Consider the following 14,533-nt stretch of genomic DNA (forward strand, 5'->3'; position numbering starts at 1 on the left):
TGTGTTGAAGTCGGCGCTAGTACGAGCCGCGCAGGCAGGTGTCAGCTACTTCAGTTGCTCTGCGAACTTGTCAATTACCCACGGAATGGTTACCGGGTTAGGCATACTCATCGCATTTCCCACATCGGTTTCTAAGTACCGCACACGGCCGTCCTTAACTACATCCAGTTTCTGGAAAGTCGCATCCTTCTTGAGTGCATTCAGGGCACCGTTGTAATCCAGTACAAATAAGTAGTCCACGTTGTTGAGCTTGGCGTAGTTTTCTGGAGCATAGTCCACGAAGAACGACGAGCCATCGCCCTGCAGCTCCTTCGGGTTGGTGAAGCCCAAATCCCTAATGAATTGGCCACGGCCGTCGCCGTCGGTGTACAGACCAATCTTGCCCTCGTAGGGCATCACGATGGCCGCACGCTTGCCCTGCAGTTCTGGGTGGTCCTTCTTGAATTGGGCGAACTTTTCCTCGGTCTCCTTGATGAGCCTGTCGCCCTCCTCCTCTTTGCCGACGGCCTGGGAGATCGTTTCAACCTGCTTGTCCCACGGAATCTGCCAATCCTGATAGCCCTCGGGTTTGACTGTGGTGCTGGCGATCTTGTCTAGGGAGGCCTTCGCCTGGGCGTCCACCGCTTGGTTCACCGCGATGATTTGGGTGGGGTTGGTAGCGGTGACTTTTTCTAGGATGTCGACGGTGAAGCCACTGGCCGTGTTAAAGATTTTCTCCGGTTTCGCATCCCCAAGCAGACCCTCCGACCACGGACCCACGCCAGATTCTGAGCCGTCACCTTCGGCACCCCATGGGGCAATCGCAACGGGCGTGATACCGAGCGCCAAAAGGGTATCGGCATCCCCCAAGCCAAGGCTCGCCACGCGCGAAACCGGGCTGCTCTCGGTGGAATCGTTCTCGCCATCGCCTCGAGCGCATCCCGTCAGGGCAAGGGACGCCACAGTAAGGAACACCGTTATGGCCTTGGCATGTTTGGAAAAGAAGTGCATGGTACTCCTTGGTTAGTTGTGGCCGGGTGTGGAGCTTCCGACCTGCGGAGTCACGTGGACTTGAACTGCCCCGGCGTAGCACACCCCACCATTTTTGGTAACACTTATGTAGCGTTATTCCGTGACTGCTGACACATTACCCGCCGTTCATACAATAGGCAAGCCTTACCTTACGCTTCTCCGTCCGTGCGTGACATACGTCAAGTTTTCTTCCACGTGATTGGGATGCCACGCGCTGCTCATCTTTCACGCGGTCGTGCGACGTATTTTTGCGGTTGTCCCACCTCCGCGCCTATACCGCACGACGACAACGTTCCCAGGTAACTTGGCTCAAACCTGGTGGATCAACCCACGGTGAGCATCCGGGAAAGCGGTAGAGGGGGGCGTCGAGAAGCTAGAGGGGGAGCTTGAGCAGGCGCGCGGCGTTGGACCACAAGATCTACTTCTTCTCCTCGTCGGTGAAGCGGGAGGTCCGCACATAGTCGAAGGCGCGGACGTACTTCTCCTCCTGGAAATACGGGAAATCGGAACCACCCATCAGCTGCGAGACGCCGAAGGTCTCCGCGGCCAGGGCCAACCACGGCTCGTGGAAGTTGGCGGCGTCGAAAAAGAACTTCCGCAGGGACTCGTTCGGCGAGGCCGGGAAGGCGTCCCAGTCCTCGTAGTTATCCTCGATGCGCTGCGCCAGCATGGGGAGATCGCCGCCCAGGTGCGCGACGTGGAACGTGATGTGTGGGAAACGGCGCGGTATATCGGCCTTCAGGAGCTCCAACGTAGCCGTCGCATCCTCGACAGGCGCACCGTTGACCCACTCCAGCTTGTGGCGGAGCAACCACGGCGAATTAACACCGCAGCCAGTCGGGTGCATATTGACCACCATGGCGCGTTCATTGAGGAAGCTCCAGACCGGGTCGAGGGAGGAATCCGACAGAAAGGGCTGCTGCGCCAGCAACGTGGGCAAGCCGATGCCACAGAACTGACCGGAATTTTCGATCCACTCCAACTCCTTCAACGCCGCGTCGACGTGTTCGCGTATTTCATGCCGTACCGGAGACTGTGGCCTGAATCATCAGGGAGGGAATCAGTCGAGCTCTTGTGGATGTAGATTTTCTCCTTGTAGGACTTGCAGTGGACAACTGTCCAAAACTGATCCTTACTGCGGCGAACCAGCAGGTCAATGCCGGTGGCCGGGCGCTTCGCGTATGGAAAGTCTGACCCTATCAGGGGATCCGTCTTGATCAACTACTCAAAACCAATGCCATACTCGGCTCTGGGCCGATTCTCGCGGAGCTGGGCAAGGGGCTTCTTTAAACGTCAACATGGTGATGATAATTGCGCCTTGCTCTACCTTTTCCGTGGCCGCAGGCACTGTAACGCGCCTACCAGGACGTAGGATAGATATAACAGTTAGCCGAAAACTAGGGAGAGGTAGGACAAAGATGAAGACGAAGCGGATGGTGGCGGCGACGGTGGCGTCGGCAATTGCGTTGACGGGGGTGACCAGCGTGGCTGGTGCCGAGGAAACGCAGAAGGGGTACCAGTGCGTAGCTAACGGCACCACGTACACGAACCCGCTCGTGTGGTCTGCACCCGTTGTGGGCATCATCAGCATCTACGCCGCCATCCCCGAGAACATCCGTGCCCAATACGGGCTGCCCACCTCGCAGAACGTGCGGGACATTATTGGGCAGGCGCTGCCACAGGTGGACAAGCAGCAAGTGGAGAAGTTCGTCACCAACGGGACGATCGCCGCGTTTTCCATCTTCAGCTTTGTGATCGGTGCGCTGGCCAGCGCACCCGGGTACTACCAAAACTGCGTCACCGACATCAAAACGCCGGCGACCGGGGATAACTCCGAGACGGAGTGGGATAGCTCCAAATGGCGGGGATCCTCTAAGGAGTAGTGATGTGGGGGCTCGTCATTCGCTGTCCCAAGCGAGCCCCGGGGCAAACCACTGATCGGAGGGGAACCGGCCGCGTAGTGGCCAGAGGCGGTCAAGCTGGCGGAGAAAAAGCTTGGACTTCCAGGAAGCATTATCGATGCGAATCGGCGTTAGTGCCTCGCTTTCGAGTTGACGGTGGCGGGTGAGCTCGGCGTTTACGGAATCCGCAATGGGTTCATCGAACTCGCCGTGGGTTTTGCCGGAGCCGTCGTACTCGAGGGCGATGGATCTATCGGGGTAGAAGAAATCGACGCGGCCGATGAAGGCGCCGTCGGTATCCAAGATGCTGGCTTGCTGGAAGGGGGCGGGGAAGCCGGCCTGGAAAAGGGCGACCTTGACATCGGATTCGCGGGGGCTTTCCGAGAAAGCGTTGATGAGGTGGACGGCGGTGCGGGCGGTATCGATGCCGGCGGTTCTGGCTCTTTGCGCGAGAGCGTAGAGGAGCTCGTCTTCTGTGGTGAGGTTGGTGGCGACGGCGAAGTCGCCGCAGCGGACGGCTTGGGCAAGACCCTCCCAGCGGGCGATATCGATGACCGTCAGGGCTGGGGAGGTAAGCGAAATTTCAAAACAGCAGACGGTGGTGGTGCGCAGATCGTTCCTTTTAAGGCGGGTCTGGCACACGCCTGCGCGGGGTCTTCCGGTGCCGATGATGTGCACCTGCTCGCGCTTGTGGATGATCGCGGGCATGCCCCACAGGGCCGCCGCTGACGCACCGATTAGTGGTCGTCCCTCAATGCCCAGGGCGGCGCAGCGGAGGAGGTACTTATCCTCGCGGCTGAGTTTTTGGTATTCCCCCTGAACTACGTAGACGCCGCGGGCGAGCTGCATGTGCGCAGACACCGCATTGCGCTGAAAAGAGTTAAGACCCCGAGTGAAAAGAAGATGTTCCCCCACATTCATGGCTCACATTTTCACATGGGGCGGGGGTCTTCGCCACCGGTAGAGAAAAAGGTAGACGTTTGGCGCGTAGCAAACGTGACGGACTGGGTCGATGGGTGCGCCCCTCGGATAGATGTCTACCTTTTGTCAGGTGGGCGCGAAAAAGCCCCCGGCAGCATGGTGGCTGCCGGGGCGTCGTCGCCGCTCGGGTTTAGACGTCCAGGAAGCGGACGTCCTTCGCGTTGCGGGTGATGAAGGTGCGGCGGGCGACGACGTCGTCACCCATGAGGATGGAGAAGAGCTCGTCGGCACGCTCGGCGTCTTCAAGGTCGACGCGGCGGAGGGTGCGGAAATCCGGGTCGAGGGTGGTTTCCCAGAGCTCGGAGGCGTTCATCTCGCCCAGGCCCTTGTAGCGCTGGATGCCGTCATCGGTGTTGATCTTGCGGCCGGCCTCGAGGCCTTCCGCAAGGAGATCGTCGCGCTCCTGGTCGGAGTAGGCGAAGCCGGGGTCGCCTTTCTGCCACTTGAGCTTGTACAACGGCGGGTTAGCGAGGTAGACGTGGCCTTCCTCGATAAGCGCGGGCATGAAGCGGAAAAGGAGGGTGAGCAGCAGCGTTGCAATGTGCTGGCCGTCAACATCGGCATCGGCCATGAGGACGATCTTGTGGTAACGGAGCTTGGAAATATCAAACTCGTCGTGGACACCCGTGCCGAGAGCAGTGATGATCGCCTGGATCTCCGCGTTCTTGAAGGCGCGATCAAGGCGGGCCTTCTCGACGTTGAGGATCTTGCCACGCAGCGGGAGGATCGCCTGGAACATGGAGTCACGGCCGGCCTTGGCGGAACCGCCTGCGGAGTCGCCCTCCACGATGTAGAGCTCGGATTTCTCCGGGTCCTTGGAGCGGCAATCGGCAAGCTTGCCGGGCAGGCCTCCCATGTCTGTGGGGGACTTGCGGCGCACGAGCTCGCGGGCCTTCCGGGCGGCGAGGCGGGCCTGGGCCGAAGAGCTGGCCTTTTGCACGATGATCTTGGCCTCGGCGGGGTTCGCCTCGAACCAGTGCGTGAGGTGGGTATTGACCACGCGCTGCACGAAAGACTTGACGTTGGTGTTACCCAGCTTGGTCTTGGTCTGGCCCTCGAACTGCGGATCGCCGACCTTGACGGAGACGACGGCGGATAGCCCCTCGCGGCAGTCGTCGCCGGTAAGCTTCGGATCCTTGTCTTTCAGCAGCTTGTGGTCGCGCGCGTACTTGTTCATGATCGTGGTCAGCGCGGCGCGGAAGCCTTCCTCGTGCGTGCCGCCCTCGACCGTGGCGATGGTGTTGGCGAAGGTGAAGACGTTCTCCTTGTAGGAGGTGTTCCACTGCAGGGCGACCTCCAGGGCCAGGTCATCCTCGGAATCCTGGAAACCGACGATGGTGGGGTGGAGAGCCGTCTTCTTCTTGTTCAGGAACTTGACGTAATCGATGAGGCCATCCGGGTAGTGGAAGACAACGGAGCGCTCGGATGGTATCTCCGGTTCCTCAGCTTGCGGCTTCTCCGCAAGCTTTTCGTCAACCTCGTCGAGGGAGAGGCTGTCTGCCTCGAGCAGCGACTCATCGGCTTCGAGGGAGGGCTTTTCTTCCTCGGCAATGATGTGCTTACGCTTATCCGTCAGCTTGATGTAGACGCCCTTGTTGAGGAAGGCCATCTGCTGCAGGCGGTCGGAGATCGTCTTGTAGTTGAACTCGACCGTCTCAAAGATTTCCGCATCCGGCCAGAAGCGGATGCGGGTGCCGGTGCCGCGGGCCTTGCCGCCCTTTTCCAGATCATCCGGAACCTGGTTATTAAAACGCTGATACCAGTGGTAACCGTCGCGCTTAATATCCGCCTCGACGCGGGTGGACAGGGCGTTCACCACGGAAATACCCACGCCGTGCAGGCCGCCGGAGACCTTGTAGGAATCATTGTTAAACTTGCCGCCGGCGTGCAGCTGCGTCATAACGACCTCGACCGTCGGGCGGCCGGTCTGATGCATCTCCACGGGGATGCCACGACCGTTATCCGTCACCTCGACGCTGCCATCCTCATGGAGAACGACATCCACCTTGTCAGCGAAGCCGGCCAGGGCCTCGTCGATAGAGTTATCGACAACCTCCCACACCAGGTGGTGCAGGCCACGTCTACCGGTGGAACCGATGTACATGCCGGGGCGCTTGCGGACAGCTTCCAAGCCCTCGAGCACGGTAATCGACGTTGCGTCGTAATCGTGATGTTCTGGGCTCAAGTTTTGTTGTGATTCAGCCACGATAGATTCGAAACTTCCTCGCTAATTTTAGACGTATAACTCTTGTCATTCTACACTTCCGTGGGGGACCACATGAAACTAGCTCAAACCGGCGAGAGGGCGTGTCAAACACAAATTTAGCCATACGTATCTCTCGGACCGCGACCCTTGACGTGAAGGCGACCCTTGCGCCAGCTCGGTGGTTTTGGCCCGAAAATCTTTAGCTGCGTGATGATGTTAGGACCGATCATATCGGCGATGGTCTGCAGGATGCGGCGCTGCATGAGGCGTAAATTTGTGGCCCACGCTGTGGAATCACACGTGATGAAGAGTGTTGTATCCTTCACCATCTCTATTTTTGTGTGATTGGCGATATCCGCGCCGACAATCTCCGCCCACTGGCCCATGATCCAGCCCGAGGCCAGCGGCTTTTGCCAGCCCTGCTTGCGGATCTCGCGGCCGAGGATGGAATGGAGGTTCTCCACCTTGCGGGGTGTGATGAGGCGGCGGCCATCCTTGCCCGTGGGGATGCGGCGGCGCGGTTTCTTCTCCGGCGGGGCCTCGACCTTTTTGTACACCTTGCCCATCTTCTGGATGCGCTCGAAGGACTGGTAGAAGAAGTCGAGGGAATCCTCCTCACTCATCGTCGCTCACGTCCAGGAAGGAATCCCCATCTTTGAGGAGCACGGTGTGGTCCGTGTGGGTGAGGTCGGTGGGGATATCGGTGGGGACGGCGGTGGTGATGAGGACCTGCTCGGCACTGCAGATCATCGAGGTCAGCGCTTGTCGACGGGGGTTATCAAGCTCGGCGAAAACATCATCGAGGATCAGGATCGGGATGTGGCCACCAGTGGAAAACAGCCGGAAGACGGCGATTTTCAGGGCGATGGCAAAAGACCACGTCTCACCGTGGGAGGCAAACCCCTTGGCGGGGGCTTCACCGAGATAAAGCCCCAGGTCATCCTTGTGGGGGCCGATGAGGGTGCGGCCCGCGTCGATCTCGCGGGGGCGGATCTCCGCCAGCGAGGTGAGCAGCAGCGCCTCCGTGTCCGCGGTGGTTTCCCCCTGGTCACGGGTGAGATAGGAGATTGCCGGGGGACGGGAATGCGGGGCAATCTCCAGGTAGGCGGCTTCCACGAGGGGGTGCAGGCGGGTGATGAGGGCGGAGCGGGCGGTGACGAGTTCGGCGCCGAGCGAGGCGAGCTGGCTGTCCCAGACATCGAGCATGCCGTGCATAGACGGATAAAAATTAGCTTTCGCCTGCTTGAGGAGAGCGTTGCGCTGCTTGAGGACGCGCTCGTACTCCGCCTTGGTGGCGGAAAAACGCGGGGTTTCCTGCGAAATGACAGAATCGATGAGGCGGCGGCGCCCCTCGGGTTCGCCGGTGACGAGGTGGAGGTCTTCCGGGGAGAAGAGGACGCAGCGGACGCCGCCGAGGAGCTCGCGCGGGTGGCGCAGGCGAGTGCGGTTGAGCTGCGCGAGGTTGGCGGCGTGGGGTTTCACCGTCATGCGGACGACGAGCTCCCGCCCGCCGGAGACGACGGTGGCCGCGAGCTGGGCGGCATCCGTGCCGGCGCGCACCAAGGGGGCATCGTGTTTGACGCGGTGGGAGGAGAGATTAGCCAGGTAGTAGATCGACTCGACGATGTTCGTTTTGCCGAACCCGTTGGCGCCGGTGAACACCGTCACCCCCGGCCCGAGCTCCAGGTCGAGCTCCGGCCAGCTGCGGAAATCCTTCAGGGTCAGGTGGCGAACAAACATCGCTTAACCGGGCAGGCGGACCGGCATGAGCAGGTAGGTTACCGCGCTGTGCGGTGAGGCGAAGGAACCGTCCGCGGCGGCCTCCGGAAGCTCCTCCGGCTCCGGGGTGAGGATGGCCGAACGGTTGGAATCCGTAAAGCCGAACATGACGCGTTTTGAACGCATGACATTCAGGCCATCGCGCAGGTAGGCGGGGTTGAAAGCGATGACGAGGGAATCCTCGACACCCTGGAAGGCGGCGGGGAGGACCTCCTCGGCGGCGCCGCTTTCGGAGTTCGCGGCGGTGAGAGAGACCTGGCCCGCGGAGAAGGTCATGCGGATCTGGCCGGACTTGTCGGCGACGAGGGAGACGCGGCGCAGGGCCTTGAGAAGTTCGTCGACGTCGCAGGTAGCGATGTAATTATGGGTCTTGGGCAGGAGGGGGTTGTAGTTGGGGAATTCAGCGTCGAGAAGCCGAGTGGTGGTCTGACGATTCTCGGTGACCATGCCGATGAGACCGTTACCCAAGGCAACCTCCAACGGCTTATTCAGGCCATTATCCATGGATTTTGCCGTATCCAGGAGGGTGCGCGCGGGGATCAAAAGGCTGGATTTCTCCAGCTCACGGGACGGCTCCCACTCCAGGTGGCGCACCGCCAGGCGGAACCGGTCCGTGGCGGCCATGATGAGGTCCGAGCCCTCGATATCGACGTGAATACCTGTAAGCATGGGAAGCGCATCGTCCTTGCCCGCGGCCGTGGCGACCTGGCTGACGGCCTCCGTGAACTGGTGCGGATCCACGCGACCGGCCGTCTCTGGCATCGCCGGCAGGGAGGGGTACTCATCGAGCGGGATGATCGGCAGCTCAAACTTTGCCTTCCCGCAGGACAACAGCACCTTGGAATGCGTCTCATCCGTCTCGACCTCGACCGTGCCCGCCGCCAGCGAGGAGGTGATATCGCTAATCAGCTTGCCGGCGACGGCGAGCCTGCCGTTTTGTAAGACCTGGGCGTTGAGGCGAACCTTGGTGGACACCTCGTAATCGAAGCCCGCCAGCTCCAGGCCATCATCGGTAGCCGTAATGACAAGACCGCGGAGCACCGGCTGCACGGGGCGGGTAGGCAGGTTGTGGGCGACCCAGCTCACGGCGTCTGCGAAATCGTCCTGGGCTACACGGAAGGCGACAGCGTGCGATTCCATCTTTCTCCTTTATTTTAACAAGTTTTCACTATCGGGCTAATCGGTCTTTTCGCGTCCGGATGAGGATGACAAAAGGTGACATGTCCAAACCTACCCCGCAGCGGACCCGCGGAGGAAAAGTTGTTCACGTCCCCTGTTTCTTCTTGTAATTCTAAGTAACCCGTTTGGTAAAAGCAGTAGGCGTTGTGGAAATTGGGGATAATTACAAATTCTGGCCGGTCGCGTCGCGTGTCGGAAATGTGAGTGCGGTTGTGGAATGCCTGTGGATAACGTCGGTCGATCTGTGGATAACTTTTGGGGTTCCGAGTTATCCACAATTTATGCACAGGCCGGCTCCGAGTTATCCACAGCCAAAACCAGGAGATTGTGAATACTGTGAACTGGGGTTTTGTGGGTTATGTGATGAGTATCACCAAATTACAAAGCCGTAATTTCACAAATGTGAATAAACTTGTGGATAACTTTTTTTCCGGGCGTGCGCTGGGGAAAACTGTGGAAAACTCCGTCATTTTTGGGTGGTTGTGCACAGGGGGTGACTGTGGAAGAAAAAGAGCCCCCGCGCCCCGGATCGTGTTATTCCGGGGCGCGGGGGCGCGGGGGCGGGTGTAATTATTGCTGCTGGGCGGGGCGGGAGGCCGCCTGCTTGATGTTCTGGGCGAGCTGTTGCACCTGGTCATAGGTGTCGCGGTCCTTGGACATCTCCTTGCCGATCTTGCGCTCGGCGTACATGACCGTCGTGTGATCCTTGCCGAACTCGGCGCCGATCTTGGGCAGGGACAGGGAGGTGAACTCGCGGCACAGGTACATGGCGAGCTGGCGGGCGTGCGAGACGGGGCGCGTCTTCGTCTTCCCGCGCAACTGACTGACAGGGAGGTTGAAGAAGCGGGCCGTCTCGGCGATGATGTCCGTCGGCGTGATCTCCACGTTCTGCTCCGTGCCGATGAGATCCGACAGGGCCTCGCGCACCAGGTCAGGGGTGATCTGCCGGTGGGTGAGGGAGGCGAAGGCGGTGACGCGGATAAGCGCCCCCTCGAGAGACCGGATCGAGCCCGGGAAGGGGGTGGCGATCTCCGTCAGGGAATCGCGATCCACCTGGACGTGCTCGGCGATGGCCTTCTTTTCCAGGATGGCGATGCGCGTTTCCAGATCCGGCGGCTGAATATCCGTGATGAGGCCGGCCTGGAAGCGGGTGCGGAGGCGATCCTCCAAGGTCACGAGGTTTTGCGGCGGCCGGTCGGAGGACAGGATGATCTGCTTATTGGCCTGGTGGAGGGCGTTAAAGGTGTGGAAGAACTCCTCCTGGGTGCCCTCCTTGCCCTCCAAGAACTGGATATCGTCAACCATGAGGATGTCCAGGTTGCGGTAGCGGTGCTTGAAGGATTCCTGCTTATCATCGCGGACCGAGTTGATGTAGTCATTGGTGAATTCCTCACTGGAGACGTACATGACGCGGATCCCCGGATGGAGCTGCAGCGCGTAATTGCCCGTCGCGTGCAGGAGGTGGGTTTTGCCCAGCCCTGAACCGCCCCAGATATACAGCGGGTTGTAGGCCTCGGCCGGGGACTCCGCCACGGCGAAGGCTGCGGCCTGCGAAAACTGGTTGGACTTGCCGATGACGAAGGACTCGAAGGTGTGCTTCGGGTTCAGCGTGGAATTGGCCGAGGGCGCCTGTTTTGGCTGGGTGGATGGGGTGTAATTCGGGAGAACCGCAGGCACGGGAGTGGGCTCGGGTGCCGGCTCTGGGGGGCGGGGACGAGTGACGCGGACGCGTGGAGGGGTGACCGACGGAGCGGTCTCGGGAGTAGAGGTCGGGGGGAGGGAGTCGTCGACAAGCGAAGGATCGACACTGATAGCGAGGTTGATCGGGGTGCCGGTGACCTCCTCCCAGACGAGTGCGACCGCCTGGCCCGTTTCGCCTTCGAGCGCGCGTTTGGCCAGCTTATGCGGGGTGGAGAGGAGGAGGTGGCCCTGGACGACGGCGAGCGGGCGCGTGAGGCGCAGGTAGCTGCGGTTGGATTGGGAAATCGGCGCGAACGGGAAATCGGGTTCCTTTTCGCGGGTGGTCAGGGTGGTGAGGACGTCCCGCCAGAGTTGTTCCGGGGAGGAGGAAAGGTCTGTCACAGCGGCGGGCGTTCTTTCTACATCGACGATCAGGGACTCACAGTTAACTGCAAGGATAGCGTTTATTAACAATCTATCAACAGGGCTGTGGATAACTTTTCCTCACCCCTCAAACCCCTTCTAGCTGCGCCTTTACGGGCGGGCCTCAAGTACGGGTTGAAAGTTATCCACAGGGAGGACTTTCACAGGGTTGTGAAAAAGTGTGTACATCTAGATTTACATGCAGGTGGGGGGTTATGTCTAAAAGGATCAAGGAGCGCTGAACCCCCCGGCTTTCCTGGGGGCGCCGGTGCTGGCGGGCGCGCGGGGCTGGGGGCAGTTCGACACCCTGCGCTGATTGGCGGGCTTTAGAACGTACAGCGATGTAATTACCCTTTTGTAATTAGGGGGTAAACTTTTTTCGCCCGTTACCGTGGACATTTGTAATTTGGTGTTTGGGCGGCATTAGCGTAGGCTGTAACGGTCTGTCATACGCGCCGTCCCAAACGTGCAGCGTATGGTCGTGGATTCTCGGTGACTTATTCCCAACCGCAGAAACACGCACATGTAAACGTTTCAAAGATCTTGTAAAGGAGTGTTCACAGTGGCAAAAGGAAAGCGGACGTTCCAGCCGAACAACCGTCGTCGTGCCCGTGTTCATGGCTTCCGTACCCGTATGCGTACCCGCGCTGGCCGCGCAATCGTGTCCGCACGCCGGAAAAAGGGCCGTGCACGTCTGAGTGCTTAAGTGTTACCTCGGCCTCATAAGCTCACCCGGAGCAGCGACTTCCGGCGAGCGGTGAAAAACGGGGTGCGCGCGGGGACACGTGTCCTCGTCGTCCATGCCGTCGACTGCTCAACGGATGTCGAACGCCAGGGAGGGCCGCGATTTGGCCTGGTTGTGTCGAAAGCCGTCGGGAATGCTGTGGTACGCCACCACACCTCCCGGCGGCTTCGTCATCTCGCCATGGACGCCATCGCGCGGGAGACGGCCAGGCCACAATGCGACTACGTGCTGCGCGCACTGCCCGGGATCGACGAGGCAACAGCGGAGGAACTCAGCCACCACTTTTCCGCAGCACTGAGGAAAGCGCATGGGAAACTCTAAACCCGGCGTGGCGGAACGTGCGATCCTCTTCTACCAGGCGCACATATCCGCGCTGAAACCATACTCCACCTGCCGATTCGACCCCGTATGCAGCCAATACGCGCTCGATGCCATCCGGAAAAAGGGTACCGTAGTGGGCATCATCATGGCGCTGGTGCGCATTGCCAAGTGTGGCCCCTGGCACCCGGGCGGCTACGATCCCGTATAAAAACTACCTAAAACCCCCAAGGAATAGATAGTGCTTAACTTTATTTACTGGCCAATTTCCGCCGTACTGTGGTTTTGGCACAAAGCCTTTGGGCTCATCATGAACCCGGACTGGGGCGTGACCTGGGCGCTGTCCATCGTCATGCTCACGTTCACCGTTCGTGCGCTCCTGCTCAAACCCACCATGAACTCCATGCGGTCCATGCGGAAAATGCAGATTCTGCAACCGAAGATGCAGGCCATTCAGGAAAAATACAAAAACAATCCTGAAAAGATGATGGAGGAAACCCGCCGCGTACAAAAGGAAGTAGGCGCCTCCCCGGTGAAGGGCTGCCTGCCGATGCTCGTGCAGATGCCCGTGTTCATCGGCCTCTTCCACGTGCTGCGCTCCTTCAACCGCACCGGCACCGGACGCGGCCAGCTCGGCCTGTCCATCGAGGAAAACTACAACACCCCGAACTACATCTTCGGCGTGGAGGACGTCCGCTCCTTCCTCGAAGCCCGCCTATTCGGCGTGCCGCTGTCCGCCTACATCTCCATGCCGGAGGACATGTACCATGCCTTCGGCGAAGGCGACTTCACCCGCACCAACGTCATCATGGTGGCGGCCCCGTTCATCCTGCTCATCGCCGTGGCCACCCACCTCAACGGCCGCTTCTCCGTCAAGCGGCAGAAGCAGCGCCTGGCCTCCGGGAAGCAGAAGGCCCCTGAGAACGACCAGGCACAGATGTCCATGAACATGATGAACAACATGATGCTCTACTTCATGCCGCTGACCATCCTGTTCACCGGCTTCGTCTGGCACATCGGCCTGTTGTGCTACATGGCAGGCAACAACATCTGGACGTTCTGCCAGCAGCGCTACGTCTTTTCCAAGATGGACGCCGAGGAGGAAGCTGAGGAGCAGGAGCGCCAGGCCAAGGCCCAGGCAACTGCGCCGAAGGTGGGCGCCAAGCCGAACAACCCCAAGAAGAAGAAAAAGCGCAAGAATAACTAACTAATTACGTTTTTTGCCGGTCCCCGCGTGGGGGCCGGTTTTTTGTTTGTGTTTTGGTTGGTGGGCTTGGTGGGTGGGTGACAAAAGGTACGCGTTTGTGGGGTAGCAGATGTGACCGCCTGGGGATTCCGGAGATCGGATACCACATCCCGGTTACTTTTGTCTGGGCCGGTGTGTGGCTTGGTTGGTGGGTGCTTTTCCTTCCTGCTGCTGGGGATCGCTAACTCGATAGTTGCGGTGAAAAATGGACTAATTGTGGGGTTAGGGTGTCCGGGGTGGGGCACCCGGGTTGCTGGGGAACGCTAAGTCGATAATTACCGTGAAAAACGGACTAATTACGCAGTTAGGGTACCTGGGGTGGGGCAGCCGGGTAAAAGGTGTGACCGCAGGGGGTTTTCGCACGCATCTGGTGCAGCAAGATCCGGGCAGGTTTTGCCCAGGGGGTTGGTGGGGTGCGCTGTAGTAGACTTTGTGTCGCTATGGAGACCACTGAGAAGCTAATCGACGACCTGTTTGGCGCCCGTGCCGACCTCGCGCGGGCCTACTATGACCTGCTCGCCACCGACGGGCTGACGCGCGGATTCATGGGGCCGCGGGAGAAGGATCGGCTGTGGGATCGGCACATCCTGCCGTGCGCCCTCACGGAGTCCCTCTATGCGGAGGGGAAAACCGTGGTGGATGTGGGATCCGGGGCGGGGCTGCCCGGAGTGCCGTTGGCAATTGCCAGGTCGGATCTGCAGGTGACGCTTCTGGAGCCGCTGCTGAAGCGGAGCGTCTTCCTGCGGGAGGTGGCGGAGAAGCTCGGGCTGGAGAATGTGCATGTGGCGCGCGGGAGGGCCGAGGATAAGCCCGTGGGCAAGATGGATTATGCGACGTCGCGGGCGGTGGCGCCGCTGTGGAAGCTCGCCAAGTGGTCGCTGCCTTTGGTGAGGAAGGATGGCGGGGAGGTGCTCGCCATGAAGGGTGATAGCGCAGCCGAGGAGATTGAGCGGGACTCCGGGAAGATCAAGGGTGCCGGGAAACCGGAGATTGTTACCTTGGAAAACGAGGGGCTCAGCCACCCGACCATCATTGTCAGACTAGTCCGGGTAGCATAAAGGGCT

The 14,533-nt window shown here is 60.1% G+C and carries 15 protein-coding genes; 6 read left to right on the forward strand and 9 right to left on the reverse strand.

Translation table 11 applies throughout. The features are described 5' to 3' along the window. Positions 1–45: 45 nt before the first annotated feature. The 3 genes from HMPREF3044_RS08545 to HMPREF3044_RS13640 form a co-directional block, all read right to left on the reverse strand. Positions 46–990: an ABC transporter substrate-binding protein gene (locus tag HMPREF3044_RS08545; protein ID WP_005393136.1), complete on the reverse strand. Its 945-nt coding sequence runs from the start codon at positions 988–990 to the stop codon at positions 46–48. A 439-nt stretch (positions 991–1,429) separates the two neighbouring features. Continuing rightward, entirely contained in the window at positions 1,430–2,026 is a 597-nt protein-coding gene (locus tag HMPREF3044_RS08550; protein ID WP_083318145.1) for an amidohydrolase family protein, read from the reverse strand. Beyond that, the gene (locus tag HMPREF3044_RS13640; RefSeq protein WP_070740889.1) at positions 1,999–2,232 is read right to left on the reverse strand and encodes a restriction endonuclease; all 234 of its coding nucleotides are present in this window, start codon (positions 2,230–2,232) and stop codon (positions 1,999–2,001) included. The genes HMPREF3044_RS08550 and HMPREF3044_RS13640 overlap by 28 nt, the downstream gene beginning before the upstream one ends. A gap of 197 nt (positions 2,233–2,429) precedes the next feature. On the opposite strand from HMPREF3044_RS13640, the gene HMPREF3044_RS08560 reads away from it, so the two are divergent. After that, positions 2,430–2,894: a hypothetical protein gene (locus HMPREF3044_RS08560; RefSeq protein WP_070740892.1), complete on the forward strand. Its 465-nt coding sequence runs from the start codon at positions 2,430–2,432 to the stop codon at positions 2,892–2,894. Positions 2,895–2,909: 15 nt separating this feature from the next. Here HMPREF3044_RS08560 and HMPREF3044_RS08565 read toward each other — a convergent pair whose 3' ends face one another. The 6 genes from HMPREF3044_RS08565 to dnaA form a co-directional block, all read right to left on the reverse strand. Then, positions 2,910–3,833, reverse strand: a complete 924-nt coding sequence (locus HMPREF3044_RS08565) for a hypothetical protein (RefSeq protein WP_070740895.1) — start codon at positions 3,831–3,833, stop codon at positions 2,910–2,912. A gap of 190 nt (positions 3,834–4,023) precedes the next feature. Then, positions 4,024–6,078 carry a DNA topoisomerase (ATP-hydrolyzing) subunit B gene (gene gyrB / locus HMPREF3044_RS08570; RefSeq protein ID WP_070740976.1) on the reverse strand — a complete coding sequence of 685 codons (2,055 nt, stop codon included), beginning with the start codon at positions 6,076–6,078 and terminating at the stop codon, positions 4,024–4,026. Positions 6,079–6,215: 137 nt separating this feature from the next. Beyond that, the gene (locus tag HMPREF3044_RS08575; RefSeq protein WP_371326121.1) at positions 6,216–6,665 is read right to left on the reverse strand and encodes a DciA family protein; all 450 of its coding nucleotides are present in this window, start codon (positions 6,663–6,665) and stop codon (positions 6,216–6,218) included. A gap of 49 nt (positions 6,666–6,714) precedes the next feature. Further along, a complete protein-coding gene (recF, locus tag HMPREF3044_RS08580) occupies positions 6,715–7,839 on the reverse strand; it encodes a DNA replication/repair protein RecF (RefSeq protein ID WP_070740898.1) in 1,125 nt (374 codons plus the stop codon). A gap of 3 nt (positions 7,840–7,842) precedes the next feature. After that, positions 7,843–9,018, reverse strand: coding sequence for a DNA polymerase III subunit beta (dnaN, locus tag HMPREF3044_RS08585; RefSeq protein WP_005391569.1), 1,176 nt, complete (start codon positions 9,016–9,018; stop codon positions 7,843–7,845). Between the two features lie 609 nt (positions 9,019–9,627). Continuing rightward, positions 9,628–11,139: a chromosomal replication initiator protein DnaA gene (gene dnaA, locus HMPREF3044_RS08590; RefSeq protein ID WP_201840336.1), complete on the reverse strand. Its 1,512-nt coding sequence runs from the start codon at positions 11,137–11,139 to the stop codon at positions 9,628–9,630. Between the two features lie 583 nt (positions 11,140–11,722). On the opposite strand from dnaA, the gene rpmH reads away from it, so the two are divergent. The 5 genes from rpmH to rsmG all read left to right on the forward strand — a co-directional run bounded on the left by rpmH (position 11,723) and on the right by rsmG (position 14,527). Next, positions 11,723–11,866 (forward strand): 50S ribosomal protein L34, encoded by a 144-nt coding sequence (gene rpmH, locus HMPREF3044_RS12690; protein WP_005391571.1) that lies wholly within the window; start codon positions 11,723–11,725, stop codon positions 11,864–11,866. Next, entirely contained in the window at positions 11,867–12,226 is a 360-nt protein-coding gene (gene rnpA / locus HMPREF3044_RS08595; protein ID WP_034988574.1) for a ribonuclease P protein component, read from the forward strand. Then, a complete protein-coding gene (yidD, locus tag HMPREF3044_RS08600) occupies positions 12,213–12,434 on the forward strand; it encodes a membrane protein insertion efficiency factor YidD (RefSeq protein WP_005391575.1) in 222 nt (73 codons plus the stop codon). The genes rnpA and yidD overlap by 14 nt, the downstream gene beginning before the upstream one ends. Positions 12,435–12,464: 30 nt before the next feature. Beyond that, the gene (yidC, locus tag HMPREF3044_RS08605; protein WP_070740904.1) at positions 12,465–13,430 is read left to right on the forward strand and encodes a membrane protein insertase YidC; all 966 of its coding nucleotides are present in this window, start codon (positions 12,465–12,467) and stop codon (positions 13,428–13,430) included. Positions 13,431–13,909: 479 nt separating this feature from the next. Next, on the forward strand, positions 13,910–14,527 hold the full coding sequence (rsmG, locus tag HMPREF3044_RS08610) for a 16S rRNA (guanine(527)-N(7))-methyltransferase RsmG (protein WP_070740907.1): 618 nt from the start codon (positions 13,910–13,912) through the stop codon (positions 14,525–14,527). Positions 14,528–14,533: the final 6 nt, after the last annotated feature.

The sequence above is a fragment of the Corynebacterium sp. HMSC073D01 genome (assembly GCF_001815555.1).
Taxonomy (GTDB): domain Bacteria; phylum Actinomycetota; class Actinomycetes; order Mycobacteriales; family Mycobacteriaceae; genus Corynebacterium; species Corynebacterium glucuronolyticum.

Bases quoted from the DNA above. Each gene is read 5' to 3' on its own strand.
- HMPREF3044_RS08545 (WP_005393136.1), bottom strand. From the start codon at position 990: ATGCACTTCTTTTCCAAACATGCCAAGGCCATAACGGTGTTCCTTACT.
- HMPREF3044_RS08560 (WP_070740892.1), top strand. From the start codon at position 2,430: ATGAAGACGAAGCGGATGGTGGCGGCGACGGTGGCGTCGGCAATTGCG.
- HMPREF3044_RS08565 (WP_070740895.1), bottom strand. From the start codon at position 3,833: ATGAATGTGGGGGAACATCTTCTTTTCACTCGGGGTCTTAACTCTTTT.
- HMPREF3044_RS08575 (WP_371326121.1), bottom strand. From the start codon at position 6,665: ATGGGCAAGGTGTACAAAAAGGTCGAGGCCCCGCCGGAGAAGAAACCG.
- recF (WP_070740898.1), bottom strand. From the start codon at position 7,839: ATGTTTGTTCGCCACCTGACCCTGAAGGATTTCCGCAGCTGGCCGGAG.
- dnaN (WP_005391569.1), bottom strand. From the start codon at position 9,018: ATGGAATCGCACGCTGTCGCCTTCCGTGTAGCCCAGGACGATTTCGCA.
- yidD (WP_005391575.1), top strand. From the start codon at position 12,213: ATGGGAAACTCTAAACCCGGCGTGGCGGAACGTGCGATCCTCTTCTAC.
- rsmG (WP_070740907.1), top strand. From the start codon at position 13,910: ATGGAGACCACTGAGAAGCTAATCGACGACCTGTTTGGCGCCCGTGCC.